This window comes from Methylobacterium sp. 092160098-2 (assembly GCF_028920805.1).
GTDB classification, from domain to species: domain Bacteria; phylum Pseudomonadota; class Alphaproteobacteria; order Rhizobiales; family Beijerinckiaceae; genus Methylobacterium; species Methylobacterium fujisawaense.
Genome location: NZ_JAQPZJ010000001.1, coordinates 443,835 through 464,346, shown reverse-complemented (window position 1 = coordinate 464,346; position 20,512 = coordinate 443,835). Strand labels below are relative to the sequence as shown.

At 70.1% G+C, this 20,512-nt stretch carries 22 protein-coding genes and 1 pseudogene; 2 read left to right on the top strand and 21 right to left on the bottom strand.

Features of this window, described 5'->3' with window-relative positions:
* Positions 1–4 precede the first annotated feature (4 nt).
* From PQI07_RS02180 to PQI07_RS02110, 15 genes and pseudogenes are all read right to left on the bottom strand, one after another.
* Positions 5–631 (bottom strand): annotated as a pseudogene (locus tag PQI07_RS02180) (Uma2 family endonuclease); the annotation flags it as partial.
* Positions 632–945: 314 nt separating this feature from the next.
* Positions 946–1,725 (bottom strand): COG4705 family protein, encoded by a 780-nt coding sequence (locus PQI07_RS02175; protein WP_050733497.1) that lies wholly within the window; start codon positions 1,723–1,725, stop codon positions 946–948.
* A 29-nt stretch (positions 1,726–1,754) separates the two neighbouring features.
* Positions 1,755–2,537 carry a COG4705 family protein gene (locus PQI07_RS02170; protein ID WP_050733498.1) on the bottom strand — a complete coding sequence of 261 codons (783 nt, stop codon included), beginning with the start codon at positions 2,535–2,537 and terminating at the stop codon, positions 1,755–1,757.
* A gap of 29 nt (positions 2,538–2,566) precedes the next feature.
* The gene (locus PQI07_RS02165; protein WP_050733520.1) at positions 2,567–2,974 is read right to left on the bottom strand and encodes a hypothetical protein; all 408 of its coding nucleotides are present in this window, start codon (positions 2,972–2,974) and stop codon (positions 2,567–2,569) included.
* 68 nt (positions 2,975–3,042) lie between these two features.
* Complete coding sequence (locus PQI07_RS02160; RefSeq protein ID WP_274925966.1) at positions 3,043–3,819, bottom strand: COG4705 family protein; 777 nt, start codon at positions 3,817–3,819, stop codon at positions 3,043–3,045.
* Between the two features lie 92 nt (positions 3,820–3,911).
* Complete coding sequence (locus PQI07_RS02155; protein ID WP_007563921.1) at positions 3,912–5,207, bottom strand: sensor histidine kinase; 1,296 nt, start codon at positions 5,205–5,207, stop codon at positions 3,912–3,914.
* Positions 5,204–5,863, bottom strand: a complete 660-nt coding sequence (locus PQI07_RS02150) for a response regulator transcription factor (protein ID WP_050733500.1) — start codon at positions 5,861–5,863, stop codon at positions 5,204–5,206. Before PQI07_RS02150 ends, PQI07_RS02155 begins: the two co-directional genes overlap by 4 nt.
* A 67-nt stretch (positions 5,864–5,930) precedes the next feature.
* A complete protein-coding gene (locus PQI07_RS02145; protein ID WP_050733501.1) occupies positions 5,931–6,368 on the bottom strand; it encodes an EamA family transporter in 438 nt (145 codons plus the stop codon).
* A 131-nt stretch (positions 6,369–6,499) separates the two neighbouring features.
* Positions 6,500–7,108: an MFS transporter gene (locus PQI07_RS02140; RefSeq protein ID WP_007563927.1), complete on the bottom strand. Its 609-nt coding sequence runs from the start codon at positions 7,106–7,108 to the stop codon at positions 6,500–6,502.
* Between the two features lie 184 nt (positions 7,109–7,292).
* Entirely contained in the window at positions 7,293–7,571 is a 279-nt protein-coding gene (locus PQI07_RS02135; RefSeq protein WP_124262910.1) for a hypothetical protein, read from the bottom strand.
* A gap of 225 nt (positions 7,572–7,796) precedes the next feature.
* The gene (locus tag PQI07_RS02130; protein WP_007563931.1) at positions 7,797–8,738 is read right to left on the bottom strand and encodes a cation diffusion facilitator family transporter; all 942 of its coding nucleotides are present in this window, start codon (positions 8,736–8,738) and stop codon (positions 7,797–7,799) included.
* A 40-nt stretch (positions 8,739–8,778) separates the two neighbouring features.
* Positions 8,779–9,336: a hypothetical protein gene (locus PQI07_RS02125; RefSeq protein ID WP_007563933.1), complete on the bottom strand. Its 558-nt coding sequence runs from the start codon at positions 9,334–9,336 to the stop codon at positions 8,779–8,781.
* Positions 9,337–9,341: 5 nt separating this feature from the next.
* Positions 9,342–12,590 (bottom strand): efflux RND transporter permease subunit, encoded by a 3,249-nt coding sequence (locus PQI07_RS02120; RefSeq protein ID WP_007563935.1) that lies wholly within the window; start codon positions 12,588–12,590, stop codon positions 9,342–9,344.
* A gap of 11 nt (positions 12,591–12,601) precedes the next feature.
* Complete coding sequence (locus PQI07_RS02115) at positions 12,602–13,954, bottom strand: efflux RND transporter periplasmic adaptor subunit (protein ID WP_007563937.1); 1,353 nt, start codon at positions 13,952–13,954, stop codon at positions 12,602–12,604.
* 120 nt (positions 13,955–14,074) lie between these two features.
* Positions 14,075–14,446 carry a hypothetical protein gene (locus PQI07_RS02110; RefSeq protein ID WP_039902985.1) on the bottom strand — a complete coding sequence of 124 codons (372 nt, stop codon included), beginning with the start codon at positions 14,444–14,446 and terminating at the stop codon, positions 14,075–14,077.
* Between the two features lie 230 nt (positions 14,447–14,676).
* Between PQI07_RS02110 and PQI07_RS02105 the strand changes: the two genes are divergently transcribed.
* Together PQI07_RS02105 and PQI07_RS02100 are read left to right on the top strand one after the other, a co-directional pair.
* The gene (locus PQI07_RS02105) at positions 14,677–14,913 is read left to right on the top strand and encodes a hypothetical protein (protein WP_007563940.1); all 237 of its coding nucleotides are present in this window, start codon (positions 14,677–14,679) and stop codon (positions 14,911–14,913) included.
* Positions 14,914–15,085: 172 nt separating this feature from the next.
* On the top strand, positions 15,086–15,325 hold the full coding sequence (locus tag PQI07_RS02100; protein WP_007563942.1) for a hypothetical protein: 240 nt from the start codon (positions 15,086–15,088) through the stop codon (positions 15,323–15,325).
* A 213-nt stretch (positions 15,326–15,538) separates the two neighbouring features.
* Here PQI07_RS02100 and PQI07_RS02095 read toward each other — a convergent pair whose 3' ends face one another.
* The 6 genes from PQI07_RS02095 to PQI07_RS02070 form a co-directional block, all read right to left on the bottom strand.
* Complete coding sequence (locus tag PQI07_RS02095) at positions 15,539–15,802, bottom strand: hypothetical protein (protein WP_007563945.1); 264 nt, start codon at positions 15,800–15,802, stop codon at positions 15,539–15,541.
* Between the two features lie 99 nt (positions 15,803–15,901).
* On the bottom strand, positions 15,902–17,236 hold the full coding sequence (locus tag PQI07_RS02090) for an ATP-binding protein (protein WP_007563947.1): 1,335 nt from the start codon (positions 17,234–17,236) through the stop codon (positions 15,902–15,904).
* Positions 17,233–17,979, bottom strand: a complete 747-nt coding sequence (locus tag PQI07_RS02085) for a response regulator transcription factor (protein ID WP_007563949.1) — start codon at positions 17,977–17,979, stop codon at positions 17,233–17,235. Before PQI07_RS02085 ends, PQI07_RS02090 begins: the two co-directional genes overlap by 4 nt.
* A gap of 12 nt (positions 17,980–17,991) precedes the next feature.
* Positions 17,992–18,678, bottom strand: coding sequence for a ZIP family metal transporter (locus tag PQI07_RS02080; RefSeq protein ID WP_007563950.1), 687 nt, complete (start codon positions 18,676–18,678; stop codon positions 17,992–17,994).
* 7 nt (positions 18,679–18,685) lie between these two features.
* Positions 18,686–19,672, bottom strand: a complete 987-nt coding sequence (locus PQI07_RS02075) for a cation diffusion facilitator family transporter (protein ID WP_050735097.1) — start codon at positions 19,670–19,672, stop codon at positions 18,686–18,688.
* A gap of 47 nt (positions 19,673–19,719) precedes the next feature.
* Positions 19,720–20,475, bottom strand: coding sequence for a cation efflux transmembrane domain-containing protein (locus PQI07_RS02070; protein WP_274925965.1), 756 nt, complete (start codon positions 20,473–20,475; stop codon positions 19,720–19,722).
* Positions 20,476–20,512: the final 37 nt, after the last annotated feature.

Here is a 20,512-nt window from a genome sequence, read left to right as displayed (position 1 = left end):
CTGCCTAATAGTAAGTGCTGGCGCTCAGAACAGCATCCAGCCGGTTCTGCAGCCGCTCCGGCAGTACGGACTTCCAATCCACCATCGCGGGCGTACCGACCAAGCCGACGATGGCAGCTACGGCCGCCTCACACTCGCCGGCGTCCATCTCCGTAACCATGGCGTAGATGTCCGGCGAGCGTGGAAGACCCTTCATCCCCGCAATGCCCGATACCTGAACGGTGGCAAACGTGGCTTGGGTAGCGAGGTCGCCGCCCTCCGTGGCTAGCAGCGGGATGGACGAGTAGAAATCGTCGAGCCTCAACTCGACCCCGATGGCCGCTAGCCGAAGGACGGCGTCCGGTCCTTGTAGGAGTTCGTAGTGCCATCCGTCTCCCTGACGGTGGAAGAATCCGACCCGGCGTTGGTCCTGCGCGACATGGACGAAATGCATGAGGTCGTGCAGCGTCTGGTATTCGAGCCATTTCCCGCCGCGGTCGTACCGTTCGGTCGCGGGGGGCAGAACCTCCACGATGACGGTCGCCGAACGGACGCTGTTGGTCTCCGGATCCGGTTCGACGGTATCCCCGCAGGCGACGAAGACATCCGGGTAGACGCGTGCCGTTCCCGCTTGGAGCCGCATCGTCTGACGTAATGACGCGCACGGCCCGCCGGGGGGAGGCGGTCGGCAATCAGGTTATCGAGGCACCGGGTCAAGGCATGGTGGGCGATGGAGCCGCCGACCAGCATGCGGACAACCTGCCCGTCGATGTACTCCAGCCGCTCCCCTTCCTCCGCCGCTTCGCAGAGGCGTTCGTACTCATCCCGCCCGATGAAGTCGTCGCGTAATGCAGCGGGCATGCTTTGGCACTATAGGTTCCCCCTCATCATACGCTTGGACGTGGCGATCCGGAAGCTTTGGGCAAGGCACGGTGGCCGTTCGGCGCTCGCACGGGAACGTCCGGGTCAGCGCGACGCCTGTGCTCCCTCTGTCGGATGCTGACCGGCCCTTTGCGGGAGGAGGACGATGAGCGCGACGATGAAGGCCGCGATCACGGCGGAGGCGAGCGGCCGGCTCAGGTTCAACCCGCCGTCGGCGACCGGCTTGTCGAGGAAATCGCCCACCGTGGCCCCGAGCGGGCGGGTCAGGATGAACGCCGCCCAGAAGAGCGTGACGCGCGAAACCGAGGTCCGGTAGTAAAGGGCGACGACGACCGCGAGCGCCGCCGCGAAGACGAGGGCGCCGCCCTCGTAGCCGAGGCCGCCGGTGTCCGCGAGCCAGTCGCCGAGCGCGGTGCCCAACGTCTGCGAGAAGGTGATCGCCCCCCAATAGAACGCTTCGACCCGGGGGGTCGAAACCGTGTTCACCGACACGGTGCCCTCGGTCGCGTACCAGAGCCCGAGCACGGCCGCGAGGCAAACGAGGAGCAGGGTCGACCCGCCGGTGTACCCGATGCCGAGCGAGCGGTCGGCGAAGTCCGCCATCGTCGTACCGAAGGTGGTCGAGGCGACGATCGTGGACCAGTACAGGACCGGGTGGAACCGCTTCGACATGACCTGGGCGACCACGAGCGCGACCAGCAGCACGGCGAACAGGGCGGTACCGGCGAGGTAGCCCCAATTGAGGGTCATGGTGACGGTATCGCCGCCGGTCTCCCCGAGCGTCGTGGCCAGGATCTTGATGATCCAAAAGCCCAGCGTGACCTCCGGCACCTTGCTCAGAGCGCGTTCGTAACGGTCGTCCATCGGACCTGCTCCTTCTTCGAGGGGAAACCTCACGGCGCGTCGGCGCAGGCCGCCCGGCGACCGGCACGCTGCGGGATGAGGAGGACGAGCCCGGCCATGACGAGCGCGAGCACGCCGGAGATCGTGATGTCGTCGATGCCCAGGCCGCCGGAAGCGACTGGCTTGTCGAGCGAGTTGGCGAGGGTGGCGCCGAGCGGCCGCGTCAGGACGAACGCCGTCCAGAACAGCATCGGCCTGGAAACGCGCGTTCGCAGTTGGAGGGCCGTGACCACGACCAGCGCGACGAGGATGAGGAGCGCGCTCCCGTTGTACCCGAGTCCGCTGCTGTCGGCCATCCAGTCGCCCAACGCGGTGCCGAGCGTCTGGGAGAACATGACCGTGGCCCAATAGAAACCTTCGGCCCGCGGGGACCGTACCGTCTCCACGGCGACCGTGCCGAGCGTGCGCTTCCACAGGATCAGGGTCGCGACGACCAATCCGAGCAACACCAGGGACCCGCCCGCGTAGCCGATGCCGAGGGACCGGTCGCAGAAGTCGGCGAGGGTCGTGCCTGCGAGCGTCGTCGCGGTGACCACGGCCCAGTACAGGAGCGGCTGGAAGCGGTCCGCCCGGACCTGTGCGGCGAGCAGCACCGCCAGGGCGGCCCCGAAGATCGCCGTGCCGGCGAGATAGCCGAGACCGAGCGTCAACGTGACCGCGTTGCCGCCGACCTCGCCCAACGTCGTGGCCACGATCTTGATGGCCCAGAACCCGGCGGTGGCTTCTGGCACTTTGGCGGGTTCGACGTGTCCGGGTCGCTCGGTCGGTTGCATCGGGCTGCCGTGGGAAAGCGAGGGCTGGCTCACGCGGTGTGGGTCTGGTCGATGATGGCGAGCAGGTCGTCGACCGCGCGACGGCAGGCGGCCGGATCGGGGTTCGAAGCCCGCAACGCGTCGAGGGTGCGGTCGATGGCCTTGTCCACGACGTGCCAGTCGGCGGCGGCTCGCGGCTTCAGGCCGGCCTCGGACGCGTCCCAGGACAATTCCAGGTCCTTGATGCGCGTCTTGGCGGCGGCGAGGTCGCCCCGGTCGGTCATCGCCTTTACGTCGACGACGATGGTCCGGAACTTGGAGAGGTCGCCGAGCTTCGAGGCCGCCATCGCCTTGGGCGTCGCTCCGACGGCGGCGTCCTGCATCGCCTGCAGGCCCAGGGGGGCGGCCGTGGCGCCGATGACCGTCGCGGCGATGGCGGCGAGGAGGATGTTTCGCATGGTCATTCGCTCCGTGTCGTGCGGCGTTGGAAGGACTGGAGGATGGGGATGCGGGAGGCGGCGGACGGTCAGGCCCGCCGCTGTCCGGCCGGCTCGCCAGGGCGTCCGGAGACGAGGCTCAGGGACGTCACCAGGGCGACGATGACGGCGAAGAAGGCGAGGCTGGTGGAGGCCGTGCCGAAGCCGAGGCCGCCGTATTCCCGTGCCTGCGACAGCAGATCGCCCAGCGATGCGCCGAGGGGGCGCGTGACGATGTAGGCGATCCAGAAGATCGTCACCGGGTTCGTGCCGAGGCGCCAGGCGAGGGCGAGGGCGGCCAGCATCGTGCCGAAGATGACGACGCCGAGATTGAAGCCGAGCCCCAGCGCCTCGGTAGCCAGGTCGCCCGCGGCCGTGCCGAGCGCGAAGGTCAGGAGGATGGCGAGCCAGTAGAACGCCTCGCGGCGCCGGGTCACGATGGCGTGGATCGAGAGCGTCCGCTCGGTCGCGTACCAAAGGGCGAACACGGTGGCGAGGGCGGCCGCGAACACGCCGGTGCTGACGAAGAGGCTCACGCCGAGCTTGTCGGTCAGGATGTCGGTAACCTGCGTGCCGACCACGCTGACGAGGACGACGGTCGACCAATAGGTCCAGGGCAAGTAGCGCCACTCGCGCACCTGCAGGGCGAGGACGGCCGCGAGGAGGCCGGCCGTGAGGGTGGCGGTGACGGCGGCACCCAGGCCGACGTTCACCGCGAGGTAGTCCGCGCCGGTCTCGCCGACGGTCGTGGACAGTATCTTGATGACCCAGAAGACCGCGGTGACCTCCGGTACCTTGTTCAAGATCTGGCGCTGGATCTCGCTCATCCCCGTCTCCCGTCCGTCATGGTCGGGCACCGTGATAGCGAGCCATAATGAGGGCAGAATGAGCTTCGTCCAAAGGAGCCGCAGGCTCGGCCTCAGGCCGGCAGTCTGACGGTTGCGAGGGTCCCCTGCCCGTCACGTCGGTTTTCGACCGTCAGGCCGAGGTCGTTGCGCTCCGCGATGCGGCGGGCGATGGCGAGCCCGAGCCCTGTGCCTTCGACTTCCGGTGGCGCGGCCCGGAAGAAGCGGTCGAACAGGCGGCCCTCGCTTCCCGGCGGCAGCCCGCAGCCGGTGTCCCGAACCGTGACGACGCACGCACCGTCCCGGTTCAGCAGACGGACGTCGACCTGGCCTCCGGACGGCGTGTAGCGCAGGGCGTTGTCGACGAGGTTGGCGAACAGGACGCGGACCTCGTCCTCCGACGCGTGAAGCGTCGCGGGTGTCTCGATATGCACGCCCAGGTCGATGTCCTTGCGCTCGGCGAGCACGACGTGGTCGGCGACGCAGTCGAGCAGGAGCTGGCCGAGGTCGACGGATGCAGGACGCGCCTCGGCACCGTCGTCGAGCCGGGCGAGACGGAGCAGTTGATCCACCAGCCGGTTCGCCCTCCGGAGGCCGTCCGCCAGCGCCGTACGCCGCGCGTCGCTCCCGCCACCGGCAGGCCCGCCGAGGGAGTCGAGTTGGATCTGCATCGCGGCGAGCGGCGTACGCAGTTCGTGCGCCGCGTCGGCGACGAACCGCTTCTGGGCGGCCAGAGCGGCCTGCAGGCGAAGGATGAGCCCGTTCATGGCCTCGACGAGGGGCGCCACCTCCGTCGGCACGCCGCGCGTCGGCAAGGGGCCTTGGGCGGCGGCGCCGCGCCCGGCGAGGTCATGCACCAAGCCGTCGAGCCGCCCGAGCGCCCGGTTCATCGCCCAGCCGACGACGATCCACGACAGCGGGACGAGGAGCAGCAGGGGGGCCACGGCACCGAGCGCCGCATTGCGTGCGAACTCCGCCCTCACGACGTCGCGCTGGGCGACCCGGACCGTCGTTGTGCCGTTGGCGGTCGTGTATGTGCGCCAGAGCTCGCCGCCCATGACGACGTTCGCATATCCCGTGCGGCCGGGGTGGCGGACGTCGACGCCGCGGTCGTCGCGCAGGACCTGCCCGTCCTTCCAGATGGTGACGGCGAGTTGGTCCTCCGGGTCCTGGTCGGCGGCGGGCGGCGCGTCCGCGTCCGTTAGCCCGGGACCGGCGTTGAGGGCGACTTGCCGCAACTGCCCGTCGAGGAAATCGGCCGCCTCGATCCGCGCGAGGGCATAGGCCGCGACCATCGCGGCCAAGCCGATTCCGGCGAGCAGGGCGGTCATCCAGACGAGCGTCGTGCGGCGCAGGGAGGCGGCCCTCATGGCTTGGGTACCATCCAACCTGCGCCGCGGACATTCAGGATCACGCCCTTGCCGACCTTTCGACGGACCGTGAGGATCAGGGCGTCCACCGCGTTGCTCTCGACCTCCTCGCCCCACCCGTAGATGCGTTCCTCGATCTGCGCACGAGAGAGGATGCGCCCCGGTCGCTCCATCAGGGCGTGCATGAGGGCGTATTCGCGCGCCGACAGGACCGCGACGGTCCCGGCGTGGGACAGGACGTGGCTTTCCGTGTCGAGTTCGGTCTCGGCGGCCACGAGCCGCGCGCTCGCCCGCCCGGCCCGACGGCGCAGGATGGCCCGCATCCTGGCGAGCAGCTCGCGCATCTCGAACGGCTTGACCAGGTAATCGTCCGCCCCGAGGTCGAGGCCTGCGACGCGGCTTTCGAGGCCGTCCCGCGCCGTGATGATGAGCACCGACGTGTCGATCCCGGCCGCCCGGGCGGATCGAAGCACCCGAAGTCCGTCCCCGCCCGGCAGGCCGAGGTCGAGCAGCGCGAGCGCGTGGCCGCCGTTGAGCAGGGCCGTCTCGGCCTCGCCGCCGTCGCGGACCCAATCGACGGAATAGCCCTCGGCCGAGAGGCCGTTCGACAGCCCTTCGCCGATCATCCGGTCGTCCTCGATCAACAGCACGCGCATCGGTCGGTCCGTCCGGTTTCGAGCCCTCGCCCTGGACTGCGCCGCGACGCATCCCTTCCCGCCGGCTTCATCCTCGATAGGCGACGAGCACGGCCCCGGCGGCGATGAGGGCGACGCCGAGCCAATTCGGTGGAGATAGACGTTCGCCGAGGAAGACGACCCCGAAGACGGCCACCAGCACGACGCTGAGCTTGTCGACCGGGGCCACGCGGCTGGCCTCGCCGAGCTTGAGGGCGCGGAAGTAGCAGATCCATGAGCCGCCCGTGGCGAGGCCCGAGAGCACCAGGAACACGTAGGTCCTGGCCGAGACCGACCCGACCGGTACCCACTGGACCGTGCCGACCAGGATGGCGCCGAGGGCGCAGAGTATGACGACCGTGCGGATGAAGGTGGCGAAGTCGGAATTGACGTTCTCGATGCCGACCTTGGCGAAGATCGCGGTCAACGCCGCGAAGGCGGCAGAAAGCAGCGCCCACAGCTGCCAGGATCCGAGCAACGTCCTCATGCCGTGTTCCCCTCGATGCGGACCTGCCGCGACGCAATCCTCACGGCCCCCGACAGACCATCGGATGAGGGATGTCCGGCACCCGACGCCCCCCCCTGAGCGTCGCCGTTCCAACGCTCGCCGTGTGGTTCCTAATTCGCCCTGGACGGCCATTGCCGATGCAGGTCGTCGATGACGAAAGCATGCTCGTGCCGGCCCTGACCGATCCCCCGCACGTGGGGGTGGGACGGGTCGAGGTCCGCGTGGGCATGTGCGACGACGTCCGGGTCGGATGCAGGCCAAAGCATGGCCGCCGCCGCGACGCCCGCGACGGTCAGGGCGCCGAGTGCCGCCAGGGTCGCGGGCATCCCGACGGCAGCGCCGAGGCAGCCCGCCAGCGGGTAAGTGAGGAGCCACGACGCGTGCGAGAGCGCGAACTGGGCGGCGGAGTAGCCGATCCCAAGGACGAGCCAGGTCCCGAGCAGTACGGGCCAGCCGATGGCCCCGCACCAGGTCAGGGCAGCGACCCCGACGAGGACGACTCCGAGGAAGGCGGCGGACGGCAGCATCACACCCCTGTCGGACAGGCGGTCCAGGACCCGCGGTAGGACCAGGGCGGCGGCCATCGAGCCCGCGCCGAAGGGTCCAAGGGCAAGGGCGACGTCGTGCTGGGGGCGTCCGAGCAGGGCCTGGACGATTACCACGGTATTGACGATGACCATGGCGCCGGCCGCCGCGACGGCGAAATTCAGGGCGAGCAACCCGCGCAGGCGCGGTGTCGCCAGGAAGATCCGCCATGCCCAGTTGGCACTCGATACGGAGACGCCTAAGCCTCAGTGACGGGCCGGGCACCGAGCACAGAAAAGGCGACAGGCGCGTCAGGTCCGCGGGACCTCTGCTCTCCGTCACCAACACTCGATAACTGATAAATGGTCTCATCGGATTTCAACCAAGAGATCTACGCAAATCTTGGACGAATGCCTTCGCGAGCGCCGGCGCCTCGGCCACCACCTCTTCGTAGAACTTGGTCCCCACGGGGCCTGCCTGGGAATAATCCGGGGGCAACTCACCGATTGTCGCCGCGATCTCTGCGAAAACCTCTTCCCGTTCAGGTGCTGAAAGTTTTTGCATGAGAAGGGTCATCATGGCGATGGTCGATGTTCTCAGAACCGCAAGCATCGCCGTTGTCGTCACGGCAAAATGGTGCGTTTGTAGATCATTCATTGAAAACACCTTGCATAGTCAAGCATCATTACTCAGGCATCACTTCATGAGGTGCTTGAAGTATTGGAGAAACAATACGGCCAGAGGCAATCCGATACAGATCGCTATCATCATTCGATCCGCGGCTTTGCGGACGTATGGCCTGACCCGTCGCTTGCGCCGAGGATTTGGCGCCCACTCGCTCTGCAGCCGCGCCGATTTCTTGCTCATGCCGGATGCTCGCCGTCACACGGGCAGGCGCGCGGCCTCGGCCGAAAGCGCCTCGTCCTCGACCTGGACGGTGACGTGCTCGATGCCGTGTCGCTCCTTCACCAGACGCCGGACCGCGCGGATGAGGTCGGGTCCGGCGGCGACGTCGTCCATGACCACGTGGCCGCTCATCGCGTCGAAGCCGGAGGTCAGCGTCCAGGCATGAAGGTCGTAGGCGCGCCGCACGCCAGGCATCGCCTCGATCTCCGTTCGTAGCGCGGCAAGATCGACACCCAGAGGCGTTCCCTCCAGCAGGATGTGAAGCGCCTCGCTCAACAGGCGCCAGGTGCGCGGCACGATGAACAGGCCGATGCCGGCGCCGACCAGCGGATCGACCCATCGCCAGCCCGTCGCCATCACCACGAGGGCCGCGGCGATGACGCCGACCGAACCCAGCATGTCGGAGAAGACCTCGAAGTAGGCGCCCTTGACGTTGAGGCTTTCCGACGATCCGCCCGCGAGGAGTCTCATGCTGGCGAGGTTCACCCCGAGGCCGACGAACGCGACCAGCATCATCGGCCAGCCGAGGATCTCGGTCGGCTCGAAGAAGCGCCGGTAGGCCTCGTACAGGATGTAGGCCGTCACCCCGAGCAGCACGACGGCGTTGGCGAGGGCCGCCAGGATCTCGAAGCGCATGTAGCCGAAGCTCTTGCCCGGCGACGGCGCCTTGGCCGCGTAGTGGATGGCGAGCAGCGACAGCGCGAGGCCGCCGGCATCCGTGACCATGTGGGCGGCATCGGCCAGCAGCGCGAGGCTGCCGGTGAGCAGGCCGCCGACGACCTCCGCGGCCATGTAGGTCAGCGTCAGGGCGAGCGCCCAGGCTAGGCGCCCCTTGTTCCTGCCCGCCGCCGAGCCCGCGGGTATGCCGCCGCCGTGCGAATGCCCGTGGCCGCCGCCGTGCGCGTGTCCGTGTCCCATGTCGCTCCCAGTCTTTCGTTGCCGTCCCGGACCGGCCGCCTCAGGGGCCGGAGGAGCCGATGAGCTCGGCCACGTGCGCGCCGGCGGGGTGTCCGGTCGCGGCGAGGTGGGCGGCCGAGCAGGCCGCGTAGCCGGGACCGAACGCCGCCATGACGAGCTCGTGCCGCCCGTCCGGAGCCTCGCGGCTGGCCAGGAGAGCCCGACCGCCGGGCCAGAGCTCGGAATCGGCCGATGGCCCCGGTGTCGGCTCGCCGTAGCGGCGCACCCCTTCGTCGTGGATGGCGCGGCGCACGCGCGCGAGTTCCTCGCCCGCCAGGGGGAGCCCCACCCAGACGACCTCCTGCAGACCCTCCTCGCGGCAGACCACCAGCACGACCTCGGCCGTTGCCGACCCGACGGCCGGCCGCCAGCCACGCGGGTAGTACAGCGCGGTCAGGTTGGCCTCGCGGTCGGCCTTGAGCGGGCGCGGCACGTCGGCGACGGGCCCCCACGCGAGGCCGAACGGAGCCTCGCCGACGCCTCCGTCCGCGCCCGGAGCCGCACCCGTCAGCGCGAGGAAGGCGAAAGGAGCCGCCAACCAGGTTGGGACGCGTCGCATCTCGTCTACTCCGCCGCCTTGAGGTGTCGTGGCCCCGGCTCCCGCGGCCGCTCCGCGACCTTCGGGACGACAACCTTGCCGAACCGGGCGTACAGGGCCGGCAGCACGATCAGGGTCAGCAGGGTGGCGCTGATCAGGCCACCGATGACCACGGTGGCGAGCGGCCGCTGGATCTCGGCGCCGGTCTCGGTGGCGATGGCCATGGGCACGAAGCCGAGCGAGGCGACCAGCGCCGTCATCGCCACCGGCCGCAACCGGGTCATGGCGCCCTCCAGGATGGCCTCGCGCTTCGGCCGGCCCTCCGCCACGAGCTGCTTGATGAAGGTCAGCATGACGAGGCCGTTGAGGACCGCAACGCCCGAGAGCGCGATGAACCCGACCGCCGCCGGTACCGAGACCGGCATGCCGCGCAGCCAAAGCGCGAAGATGCCCCCGGTGAGGGCAAGCGGCACCGCGCTGAACACCAGCAGCGCGTCCCGCGGCGAGCCCAGGGCCGAGTACAGCAACAGGAAGATCAGGAAGAAGCAGACCGGTACCACCACCATCAGCCGCCGCTTGGCCGAGGCGAGGTTCTCGAACTGCCCGCCCCAGGTGAGGTAGGAACCTGGCGGCAGCTGCACCTGGCTTCCAACCTTCGCCTGCGCCTCCGCGACGAGCGAGCCGATGTCCCGCCCGCGCACGTTGGCCGTGACCACGACCCGCCGCTTGCCGTTCTCGCGCGAGATCTGGTTCGGTCCCTCGGTGACCGAAAAGCTCGCCACCTGCTTGAGCAGGACCGAGCTCGCCCGGCCGTTCGGGCCCGCCGGCAGCGGCACCGGGATGTTCTCCAGGGCCTCCCGGTCCTCGCGGACCTTGTCGGTCAGGCGCACGACGATGGGGAAGCGACGGTCGCCCTCGAACACGACGCCGGCGTCCCGTCCCCCGATGGCCGCGCCGATGACCTCCTGGATCGCCCCGGTGCTCAGGCCGTAGCGCGCCGCCTCGGCCTTGTTGATCTTGATCTCCAGGAACGGCAGGCCCGCCGTCTGCTCGACCTTGACGTCCTCGGCGCCGTCGATGCCCTTCAGGACCGCCGCGACCTGGTTGGCCGCCTTCAGCATCGGCTCGAACTCGTCGCCGAACACCTTCACGGCGAGGTCGCCCCGGGTGCCGGCGAGCAGCTCGTTGAAGCGCAGCTGGATCGGCTGGGAGAACTCGTAGACGTTGCCGGCGAGCGCCCCGACCGCCTTCTCGATCTGCTCCTGCAACTCGGCCTTGGACAGGCTCGGCTCGGGCCACTCCTCCTGGGGTTTCAGGATGACGAAGGTGTCTGAGGAGTTCGGCGGCATCGGGTCGGAGGCGACCTCGGCGGTGCCGGTCTTCGAGAAGACGTAGGCCACCTGCGGGAATTTCGAGACCACCTTCTCGACCTTGAGCTGCATCGCCTGCGACTGGGTGAGGGAGGTCGATGGGATTCGGGTGGCGTTGAGGGCGATGCTCTTCTCGTCGAGCTGCGGGATGAACTCGGTCCCGAGGCGGGTGAACAGGATGCCCGCCCCGACGAGCAGCAGGAGCGCCGCGCCGACGAAGACGAACGGCGCCCGGACCGCCGCGCCGAGCACCGGGCGGTAAGCGGCCTTGAGCGCCCGGATGATGAGGTTGTCCTTCTCCGTGACCTTGCCGGTGATGACGATGGCGATGAGCGCCGGCACGAAGGTCAGCGACAGCACGAAGGCCGCCACGAGCGCGATGATCACGGTCAGCGCCATCGGCTCGAACATCTTGCCCTCGACCCCCGTGAAGGTCAGGAGCGGGACGTAGACCAAGATGATGATCGCCTGCCCGTAGAGCGACGGCTTGATCATCTCCTCGGCTGAGGCGCGGACCGTCTGGAGGCGCTCCTCGGTGTCGAGCCCCCTGCCCAGCTCCTGCTGCTTCTCTGCGAGGTGGCGCAGGGCGTTCTCGGTGATGATCACCGCCCCGTCGACGATCAGCCCGAAATCGAGGGCGCCGAGGCTCATCAAGTTGGCCGAGATCTTCGCCTCGACCATGCCGGTCATGGTCATCAGCATGGCGACCGGGATGACCAGGGCCGTGATGATGGCGGCCCGGATGTTGCCGAGCAGCAGGAACAGGATGACGATGACGAGAGCCGCGCCCTCGGACAGGTTCTTCACCACCGTCTTCACGGTCGCCTCGACGAGCCGGGTCCGGTCGAGGACGGTCTGGACCTCGACGCCGGGCGGCAGGCTCTTGCGGATCTGTTCCATGCGCGCGTCGACCGCGGCAGCCACCGTGCGGCTGTTCTCGCCGATCAGCATCAGGGCGGTGCCGACGACGACCTCCTGGCCGTCCTCGCTGCCCGAGCCCGTGCGCAGGTCGCGCCCGATGCGGACCTCGGCGATGTCCTTGATCCGCACCGGCACGCCGCCCCGGGTGGCGACGACCACGTCGCCGATCTCGTCCATGCTCTCCAGGCGGCCGGCGGCGCGCACGACGTAGCCCTCGCCGTTGTCCTCCAGGTAGCGGGCGCCCTGGTTGGCGTTGTTGGCCTCCAGCGCCCGGGCGACGTCCGAGAAGGACAGGTCGAGGGACGCGAGCCGCGTCGGGTCGGGCTGGACGTGGTACTGCTTCTCGAAGCCGCCGATGCCGTCGACCCCGGCCACGCCGGACACGGTCTTGACTAGGGGGCGGATGATCCAGTCCTGGACGGTGCGCAGGTAGGCGGTCTGCTCCAGCTCGGTCTTCAGGCGCTGGCCCTCGGGGGTCAGGTAGCTGCCATCGGGCTGCCAGCCGGGCTTGCCCGCCTTCGAGACCGTGCGCTCGCCGGGCTTCGCGTAATGGATCGACCACATGTAGATCTCGCCCAGCCCGGTCGAGATCGGCCCCATGCTGGGCTCGGTGCCGGGCGGCAGGTCCCGCCTCACCTGCGCGAGGCGCTCGGCGACCTGCTGGCGGGCGAAGTAGATGTCGAGCTTCTCCGCGAAGACCGCGGTGACCTGCGAGAAGCCGTTGCGCGAGAGCGAGCGGGTGTATTCGAGCCCCTTGATGCCCGCGAGCGCGGTCTCGACCGGGTAGGTGACCTGCTTCTCGATGTCGACGGGCGAGAGCGACGGCGCCGTCGTGTTGATCTGCACCTGGTTGTTGGTGATGTCGGGCACCGCGTCTATCGGCAGCTTGGTGACCGAGTAGCCGCCGAAGCCGGCGGCCAGCAGCGACAGGAGCAGAACCAGCCAGCGCTGGTGCACGGAGAAGTCGAGGATGCGGCTGATCATGTCGGGCTTCCTCAATGGTCGTGGTCGGCTTCGCTCTTCCCGAGCTCGGCCTTGAGGAGGAAGGTGTTGGCCACCGCGATGGTCTCGCCGGGCTTGAGGCCCGAGACGACCTCGAAGCCGTCGTCGTCGGAGCGCCCGAGCTCGACCTCGCGCTTTTCGAAGCCCTCGTCCGTGCGCACGAAGACGACGCGCTTGCCCTCGACGGTCTGGAGCGCCGACTTGGCGACCCGCACCGGCACTTGGTCCGTCGCGGTCTCGACCTCGGCGGTGACGTAGGTGCCGGGCCTCCAGGCCATGTCCTTGTTGGGCAGCGAGACCACGACCCGGGCGGACCGGGTGTCGGCGTTCAGCAGCGGGCTGACGAACACCACCTTGCCCTGCTCGCTGCGGCCGCCGCGGTTCACGGTGACCCGCGCGCCCTCCCGGACCTCGGCGAGGTCGGAGGTGGGGACCGCGAGCTCGATCCAGACGGTCGAGAGGTCGGCGACGGTGTAGACGTCGGCAGGGTCGCCCTCCTTGCCCACCGCCGTGCCGACATCGACCTTGCGCTCCACGATGCGGCCGGCGATGGGCGCCCGCAGCTCGTACTGGCGCAGCGTCGAGGCGTTCGGCGTCGCCTCGTCGCGTTTCTGCGCGGCGGCGACCTCGGCGGCGTTCAGGCCCAGCGCCGAGAGCTTCTGGCGGGCGAGGTCGACGCGCAGCTGGTTCTCCTGGAACACGGCCTTGGCGTTGTCGAACGCCGCCTGGGATGCCGCCGCCGACGCCAAGAGTTTCTGCTGGCGCTCGAAGTTGATCTTCTGGAGGTCGGACTGGACCATCGCGGTGAGGTACTCGCTCTTGGCGTCGGCGACTTCCCGGCTGTCGAGGAGGGCGACCACCTCGCCCTTCCTGACGTCGTCGCCCAGGCGCTTGCGCATCTCGGACACCGTGCCGACGACGCGGGCGGGGACGCGGGCGATCCGGTCGGTATCGGGCGTGATGGTGCCGGGCACCAGGACGTGTCGCGAGAGCGTCCCGCCCTCGGCCTTGGCGACGCCGATGTCCTGCCCCTCGACCTGCTCGGCCGTCATCTTGACGTGGCCTTCCTCGCCCTCCGCCTCGGAATGCTCGTGCTCGCCGTGAGCGTGGGCTCCCTCGGCCTTCGGCGCGGCGGCCTTGCCGTGGTCGTGGCCGTCGCCTTCGGCATGGTCGGCCTCATCCTTCGGCGCCTTCCCGCCAGGGGGCGGGCCGGCGGCGAAGGTGAGGATGGCCGGCGGCAGCCCGGCCGATGTCAGGAGGCCGCGGACGAACGCGGATATGGCGGGGACGGCGGCGCCGACGACGATGCCGGCGGCCACGAGGACCGCGGTGATGAGGATGCGCATGAGACCTGCTCGGCCGGGATCGGGCGCCGTTCGGACGGACGCGGCAGTCCCGCTTCTGTGGCGTGAGGAGTGGCCCGGAGCGCGGGCTCCGGGTTCGGGACGCGCCTCTGCGGCGTCACCTCAGGCGCGGGGGGGCCTCGGCAGGCGGTCCGGCGAGACGGAGGAAACCGTCTGGCTCAAATGCGCATAGGCCAGCCGGGCGACCCCGAAGACCGGCTCCGAGAAGTCCGCCACGGCGGGTGCCGCCTGGTGGCAGCCACAATGGAGGTGGCAGGCCATGCCGGGGTCGGTCGCGCCGGTGTCGGGCGCGGCCTCAATGCTCGCGATCTCCGTGACGTGCCTGCCGCCGCCATCGTGGTACGCGACGTCGGCGGCGAGGCCGGCGGCGGGCGCGACGAGGGACAGGGCGAGGGCGAGCGCGAGCAGGCGTGCGGCGAACGCCCACCATCCCCGTGCCGCCCACCTGCGGCTATGCCCGCGTCCTGAACCCATCTCCGGCCTTATGCGCGATTTATCCCGGATCGGACAAGGCATCGTCCTGGCCTCTTGAACCCGGTCTGAACAGATTTTGTGGCCGCCATGCAAGGTCAGCCGCGGTCACGACGCGAAAGCGGCCAAGCCGTTTCTCGCTCGGCCGAGACGAATACCGGGCGAGGAAAATCCGGGAACGGTTTCGCGGGGGGCCGCATTCCCGGCCGACCGCGAAACATGGAGATCCTTGGATGAAGATCATGTTCGCCGCCGCCGCCGCGGCCGCCCTGGCCCTCGCGCCGGTCGGTGCGCTCGCCCAGCACGTGGACGTCGGCCCCGGCGGAGTCGGGGTTCACGGCGACGGCCACCGCCGCGATGTCGACCATACGCACACCACCGTCGAGGAGAACCATCGCGACCGGCCGGTCGTGCACGAACATCATGACGACCATCACGAGAAGACCGTCGTGGAAGAGCACCGCCACTGAGCGGCTGACATCGCGACGGGGCCGGGCCGGGGGCAGCGACGTCCGGCCCGGCCCCTCGCATTTCGAGGACGTCGGCGAACCTGGGGTGACGGCTTCCTGAACGACGGTCTCAGAACCTGTTCAACGGCCGCCGCGCAAACCGCCGCAATAGGAATCCCCGGAGGAGACAGCGATGCGACGGCACCTAGCAGGCTTGATGGCGGCGGCCATCCTCCTCGCGCCGGCCGCGGCCTCGGCCCAGTATTACGAGCGCGGCTACGGCTACGGCGAGCGGCGGCCGCACGACCATGTCGATGTCTACCGCCACGGCAACCATGACGACGTCGTGGTCCGGCACCATCACCCGCGCCGCGAGGATTACGGGCCGGGCCGGTTCGAGCGGCACCATCACCATCACGACTTCGACGACTGAGGTCGCCGCCTGGCGTCGAGAAGAGGTCGCCCGCACCGGCTCGCGCCGGTGCGGGCGCATCACGACGCGCGAGGGGTCGGCGCATCGTGAACGACGTGCCGAGCAGGCTCGGCGAGCGCGTAGCCGATCACCGCGGCCAGGAGCGCGAAGACGACGAGCAGGGGCAGCATCCGCATGTCCGCGCCTCCCGCCCCCGCGGCCTGCCCGGCGAGCTCACTTCTTGCCGGGCTTGTCGTGGCTGTGCCCGTGGGCATGCCCGTCGTTGTCCGAATGCGCCGGCTTGCCGTCGGGCCGCTTCTCACGGGCCTCGCTGACGCGCGGGTCGTCGCGATGGGCCGGGCCGCCCGACACGCCACCGGTGTTCGGGACGGCGCGCTCGGGGTTCGAGGCATTGCCGTGGCTGTCCACGGCGAAGGCGGACCCCGTGGCCGCGGCCAGCATCCCGGCGGCGAGGACGGCGGCGAGCGTGCGCTTCATCTGTCGGTCTCCTGTTCGGCGCCGACCGCGTCGGCCGCTTCGAAGTCCGAGATAGCCAAGCCGTTTGTCTCCGGGACGCCGCGTTCGTGACGAAGTGTGTCAGCCGCCGCGCCCAGCCCGGGGCACGCGGATCTCGGCCCGCAATCCGCCCTCCGGCCTCGTGGTCAGGATGAGCGTGCCTCCCTCCGCTTCCACGGCCCGCCGCGCGATGGTCAGGCCGAGTCCGGTCCCGCCGGTGTTTCGGTTGCGCGACCCCTCCAGGCGGGTGAAGGGCTCGAAGGCGCAGGCGACGTCGCATGCCGGGATGCCGGGCCCGTCGTCGTCGATGCGCAAGACCAGCGCTGTCTCTTCGGCCGCCAGGGCGATGCGCACCCGCGCGCCGTAGCGCACGCCGTTGTCCACGAGGTTCTCCAGCGCCCGCCGGAAGGCGACTGGGCGCACCGTCGCCAGGGCCCGGCCGGGTCCTCCGTATGCGACCGCCCGGCCGGCATCCGCGGAGGCGTCGGCGACCCCCATCAAAATGCTCGCGACGTTGGTGACCTGCCGCGGCTCCGGGTCGGCGTCGCCCCCCAGGTAGGCCAGCGTCGCGTCGACCATCGCCTGCATGTCGTCGAGGTCGGAGGCCATGGCGCGGCGCCCGGCCGGGTCCTCGACGTGGTCGAGGCGCAGGCGGAGCCGGGTGATGGGCGTTCGCAGGTCGTGGGACACGGCGGCGAGCGCCTGCGTCCGCTCGCCGACCAGCCGGTGGATGCGCTCCTGCATCGCGTTGAGGGCACGGCCGATCCCTCGGGTCTCGTCGGGACCAATCTCGGGAACCCGGACGGGGGCGCCGTGGCCGATCCGTCCGGTGGCCCGGGTCAGCTCCCGCAAGGGGCCGGCGATCCGATGCATCAGGACGACCGCGGCCACCCCGACGAGGATGGCCATGGCGGTGGCGAGCGAGGCCCAGGGCGCGACGGGGACGAGGCTCGGGGCGTGCGCGGACCGGAAGGTCAGCGCGCTCCCGTCCGGAAGCGGGATGATCCCGCGCAGGTCCTGCCGGTGGAGCGGCTCGTCCGGCGCCTCCAGGTTCAGGGCGAGCCCCGCCCCGAGGACCGGTTCGAGGGCGAGGAGGCGGTCGCGCAGGTCCCGGAGCGCGGGATCGGTCGCCCCCGGGGGGCGAGCCGGCGCTGGGGCGTCCCAGCCGATCTCGAAATGGTTCGACGAGAGGGCCTCGGCCTCGTCAGCCCGCTCCTCCGGCGGGCGCCGCGACACGGCCTCGCGCGCGATGACGAGTTGGCGGGCGACCTCGGTGGCGAAGGCCTCGTCGGCGGCGGCCGCCGCCGAGAGGCGGTAGATCGCCAGCGCGCCGCCATGGACGAGGAGCACGGCCAGGAGCAGGACGACGACGGTGCGCCCCTCCAGGCTGCGGGCGAGGCCGAGGACGCCCCTCATGCCCGCTCGACCTTGGCGGCCAGCATGTAGCCGGTGCCCCGCACCGTCTTGATGACGGCGGCCGTCCCCGCGGGCGGTTCGAGCTTGCGCCGCAGCCGGCTGACCAGGGTGTCGACGCTGCGGTCCGACGGCGCGGAGAGGCGCCCGCGGCCCATCTCCAGGATCTGCTCGCGGCCGAGCACCCGGCCCGGGTGTTCCAGGAACACCAGCAGCAGGTCGTGCTCGGCGCCCGACAGGTCGACGGCGGCGCCTTCGGGATCGGTCAGGGCGCGGCTGCGCAGGTCGAGCCGCCAGCCGGCGAAGGCGAGGGATTCCGGCCGCGACGCCGCGCTCGGCACCGGCGCGAGCGCCGACCGGCGGAGCACCGCCCGGATCCGGGCGAGGAGTTCTGGGCGCCCGAACGGCTTGGCGACGTAGTCGTCGGCGCCCAGTTCCAGGCCGAGCACCCGGTCCGCCTCCTCGTTGCGGGCGCTCAGCATGATGACCGGGACGGTGCCCTTCGCCCGCAGGGCCCTGAGCAGGTCGAACCCGGACGCGCCCGGCAGCATGACGTCGAGGAGGACGAGGTCAACCGGCGTGTCGGGCAGGAGCGACCACATCTCGGCGCCGCCGCGGCAGCCCGTGACCCGGAAGCCGCTCTCCCGCAGGATGCGGCCGACGAGCACGCGCATGCCGTCGTCGTCCTCGACGAGCAGGATGTGGGCCTCGTCCGGGAGGGACCTGGTTTCGCCCGCGGCAAGCATTCCGGATACAGCCTAGCCGATCATCCCGTCGAGCAGGAGCAGCAGCAGGAAGCCCGCGAAGAACATCGCCGTCACCCAGGGGCGGTCCTCGGTCTCGTGCGCCTCGATGAGGAGTTCCTCGGTCACGAGGTACAGCAAGGCGATCAGGCCGAAGGAGAGGAAGCCGGCCTGGACGGCGGCGGGCAGCGAGCCGACGGGCCCGCCGAGCAGGGCTCCGAGCGGGAGCAGCAGCACGAGGGCGGCCGTCAGGCCGACCACCTTGCCCTTCGACGCGCCGCCCTCGCCGAGTTCGTTCGCCACGGTTAGTCCCAGGAACAGCACCTCGATGGTCAGCGCGACGGTGAGCAGGATGCCGGCCTTCGCCCCGGCCGCGAAGGCGATGCCGAGGACGAGGCCGTCCACCAGGATGTCGATGCCGGTGACCGACATCAGCCCGGCCGGCCCCTTCACCCGCTTCTCCAGGATACGGACGAGGAGCATCGCGGCGACGCCGAGCGCGCCCCCGACCAGCATGGCCCAGGGCGATCCGGCATGCTTGACGTCGGGCAGGATCTCGCCCGCGGCCGCCGCGAAGACGACGCCCGCGGCGAAGTGCTGGATGGCGCTGACCAGGACGGGGCCCGGCCGCAGGTTGACCGCCACCGCCGCGCCGACGACGGCGGCCGCGGCGGGGATCAGGGTATAGGACCAGGCTTGCATGCCGCGCTCAGACCACGTGGTCCGGAGCCAGGGCGCAGGCGGTGGCCTCGCTCGTCTCCACCTGGAGGGTCGTGTGGCTGATGCCGAACCGCTCCCTGATGCCGGTGGCCGCCGCCATCAGGAAGGCGTCGTCGGGACGGCCGCCGGGCATGAGGAGGTGCGCCGTGAGGCAGGTGTCCGTGGTGCTCATCGCCCAGATGTGCAGGTCGTGCAGGGCCGCGACGCCGGGCAGCCCTTCGAGGTGGCGGCGTACGGCGACCGGGTCGATGCCCGGCGGGACGGCGGCGAGGGACAGCGTAAGACTGTCTCGCAGGAGCCCCCACGTGCTCCAGACGATGACGGCCACGATGGCGAGGCTCACCACCGGATCGAGCCACGTCCATCCGGTGTAGAGGATGACGAGGCCGGCGATGACCACCCCGGCCGAGACGGCGGCGTCGGCCGCCATGTGCAGGAACGCCCCGCGGATGTTGATGTCGCCCTTGGCCCCGGAGGCGAACAGCCACGCGGTGATGCCGTTCACCAGGATGCCGATTGCGGCCACGACCATCACGGTCTTGCCTGCGACCGGGACGGGCTCACCGAACCTCTGGATCGCCTCCCACGCGATGGCGCCGACGGCGACCAGCAGGAACACGGCGTTGAAAAGGGCCGCCAGGATCGACGAGGCCTTCATCCCATAGGTAAACCGCGCGCTCGGGGCCCGCCTGGCCAGCACCGTCGCGATCCAGGCCACGATGAGGCCGAGCACGTCCGAGAGGTTGTGGCCGGCATCGGCGAGCAGGGCCACCGAGTTCGCCAGGACCCCGTAGGTCGCCTCGACGGCCACGAAGCCGACGTTGAGCGCGATGCCGATGGCGAATGCCGTCCCGAAGCTTGCGGGGGCATGGCTGTGCCCTGGCCCATGGGAATGCCCGGCATGGTCGTGACCCGCCTCGCCGTCGTGGTCATGCGATCCGTGATCATGTCCTGCGCGTGCGTCGTGTGATGTCATGGTCGTCCCTGTATCCGTCTTGGTCTGTACGCGGATCGGTGCGCGCCTTATCCGGACGCCGCGGTTCGCGTCGTGACGGCGCCTTCGCGATACTCCGCCCAGGCCTGCCGCAGGATCTGCACCGACGAGGTCAGGAAGATGCCGGCCATCACCGCCGCGACGGCGAGGTCGGGCCAGGCCGACGCGGAACCCCAGACACCGAGCGCAGCCACCATCACCACGACGTTGCCGATGGCGTCGTTGCGCGAGCACAGCCAGACCGAGCGCACGTTGGCGTCGCCGTCCTTGTAGGGGCGCAGCAGCAGTACCGAGCCGAGGTTGGCTGCCAGGGCCATCAGCCCGATGACGCCCATGACCTCGGCCTTGGGCACCCCGAGCACCAGGACGTGGTAGGCAGTCGAGCCAAAGACCCAGACTGCCATCACGCTGAGGGACAGCCCCTTGACGAGCGCCGCCGTGGCCCGAGCCCTGAGGGACGCTCCGATGACCGCGAGGCTCAGGCCGTAGGTGACCGTGTCGCCCAGGAAGTCGAGGGCGTCGGCCTGGGGCGCCTGCGAGCCGGCAAGGTGCCCGGCGGCCATCTCGGTCAGGAACATGGCGCCGTTGACGGCGATGACCGTCCACAGCACGCGCTTGTAGCGCGGGTCGACCCCGTCGAAGACGGGCACGCCCCCAGAGCAGCCGCAGGCATCCCCCGTGCCGCAATCGCCCCCCGCGACGACCTGCGGCGGCGCCGCCGGATGCGCACGTTCCGCCCTCGATGCCTGACAGCCAACGGTCGAGCCGCAGCACTCCTTGGCCATGACGCCTCCTTTCCAAGTCGTGGACGACTGCCTACTT

Bases quoted from the DNA above. Each gene is read 5' to 3' on its own strand.
- PQI07_RS02100 (WP_007563942.1), top strand. From the start codon at position 15,086: ATGCGACGGCACCTAGCAGGCTTGATGGCGGCGGCCATCCTCCTCGCG.
- PQI07_RS02155 (WP_007563921.1), bottom strand. From the start codon at position 5,207: ATGAGGGCCGCCTCCCTGCGCCGCACGACGCTCGTCTGGATGACCGCC.
- PQI07_RS02135 (WP_124262910.1), bottom strand. From the start codon at position 7,571: ATGAATGATCTACAAACGCACCATTTTGCCGTGACGACAACGGCGATG.
- PQI07_RS02075 (WP_050735097.1), bottom strand. From the start codon at position 19,672: ATGACATCACACGACGCACGCGCAGGACATGATCACGGATCGCATGAC.
- PQI07_RS02080 (WP_007563950.1), bottom strand. From the start codon at position 18,678: ATGCAAGCCTGGTCCTATACCCTGATCCCCGCCGCGGCCGCCGTCGTC.
- PQI07_RS02085 (WP_007563949.1), bottom strand. From the start codon at position 17,979: ATGCTTGCCGCGGGCGAAACCAGGTCCCTCCCGGACGAGGCCCACATC.
- PQI07_RS02115 (WP_007563937.1), bottom strand. From the start codon at position 13,954: ATGCGCATCCTCATCACCGCGGTCCTCGTGGCCGCCGGCATCGTCGTC.
- PQI07_RS02095 (WP_007563945.1), bottom strand. From the start codon at position 15,802: ATGAAGCGCACGCTCGCCGCCGTCCTCGCCGCCGGGATGCTGGCCGCG.
- PQI07_RS02130 (WP_007563931.1), bottom strand. From the start codon at position 8,738: ATGGGACACGGACACGCGCACGGCGGCGGCCACGGGCATTCGCACGGC.
- PQI07_RS02105 (WP_007563940.1), top strand. From the start codon at position 14,677: ATGAAGATCATGTTCGCCGCCGCCGCCGCGGCCGCCCTGGCCCTCGCG.
- PQI07_RS02175 (WP_050733497.1), bottom strand. From the start codon at position 1,725: ATGGACGACCGTTACGAACGCGCTCTGAGCAAGGTGCCGGAGGTCACG.
- PQI07_RS02090 (WP_007563947.1), bottom strand. From the start codon at position 17,236: ATGAGGGGCGTCCTCGGCCTCGCCCGCAGCCTGGAGGGGCGCACCGTC.
- PQI07_RS02150 (WP_050733500.1), bottom strand. From the start codon at position 5,863: ATGCGCGTGCTGTTGATCGAGGACGACCGGATGATCGGCGAAGGGCTG.
- PQI07_RS02110 (WP_039902985.1), bottom strand. From the start codon at position 14,446: ATGGGTTCAGGACGCGGGCATAGCCGCAGGTGGGCGGCACGGGGATGG.
- PQI07_RS02160 (WP_274925966.1), bottom strand. From the start codon at position 3,819: ATGAGCGAGATCCAGCGCCAGATCTTGAACAAGGTACCGGAGGTCACC.
- PQI07_RS02070 (WP_274925965.1), bottom strand. From the start codon at position 20,475: ATGGCCAAGGAGTGCTGCGGCTCGACCGTTGGCTGTCAGGCATCGAGG.
- PQI07_RS02125 (WP_007563933.1), bottom strand. From the start codon at position 9,336: ATGCGACGCGTCCCAACCTGGTTGGCGGCTCCTTTCGCCTTCCTCGCG.
- PQI07_RS02120 (WP_007563935.1), bottom strand. From the start codon at position 12,590: ATGATCAGCCGCATCCTCGACTTCTCCGTGCACCAGCGCTGGCTGGTT.
- PQI07_RS02170 (WP_050733498.1), bottom strand. From the start codon at position 2,537: ATGCAACCGACCGAGCGACCCGGACACGTCGAACCCGCCAAAGTGCCA.
- PQI07_RS02145 (WP_050733501.1), bottom strand. From the start codon at position 6,368: ATGAGGACGTTGCTCGGATCCTGGCAGCTGTGGGCGCTGCTTTCTGCC.
- PQI07_RS02165 (WP_050733520.1), bottom strand. From the start codon at position 2,974: ATGCGAAACATCCTCCTCGCCGCCATCGCCGCGACGGTCATCGGCGCC.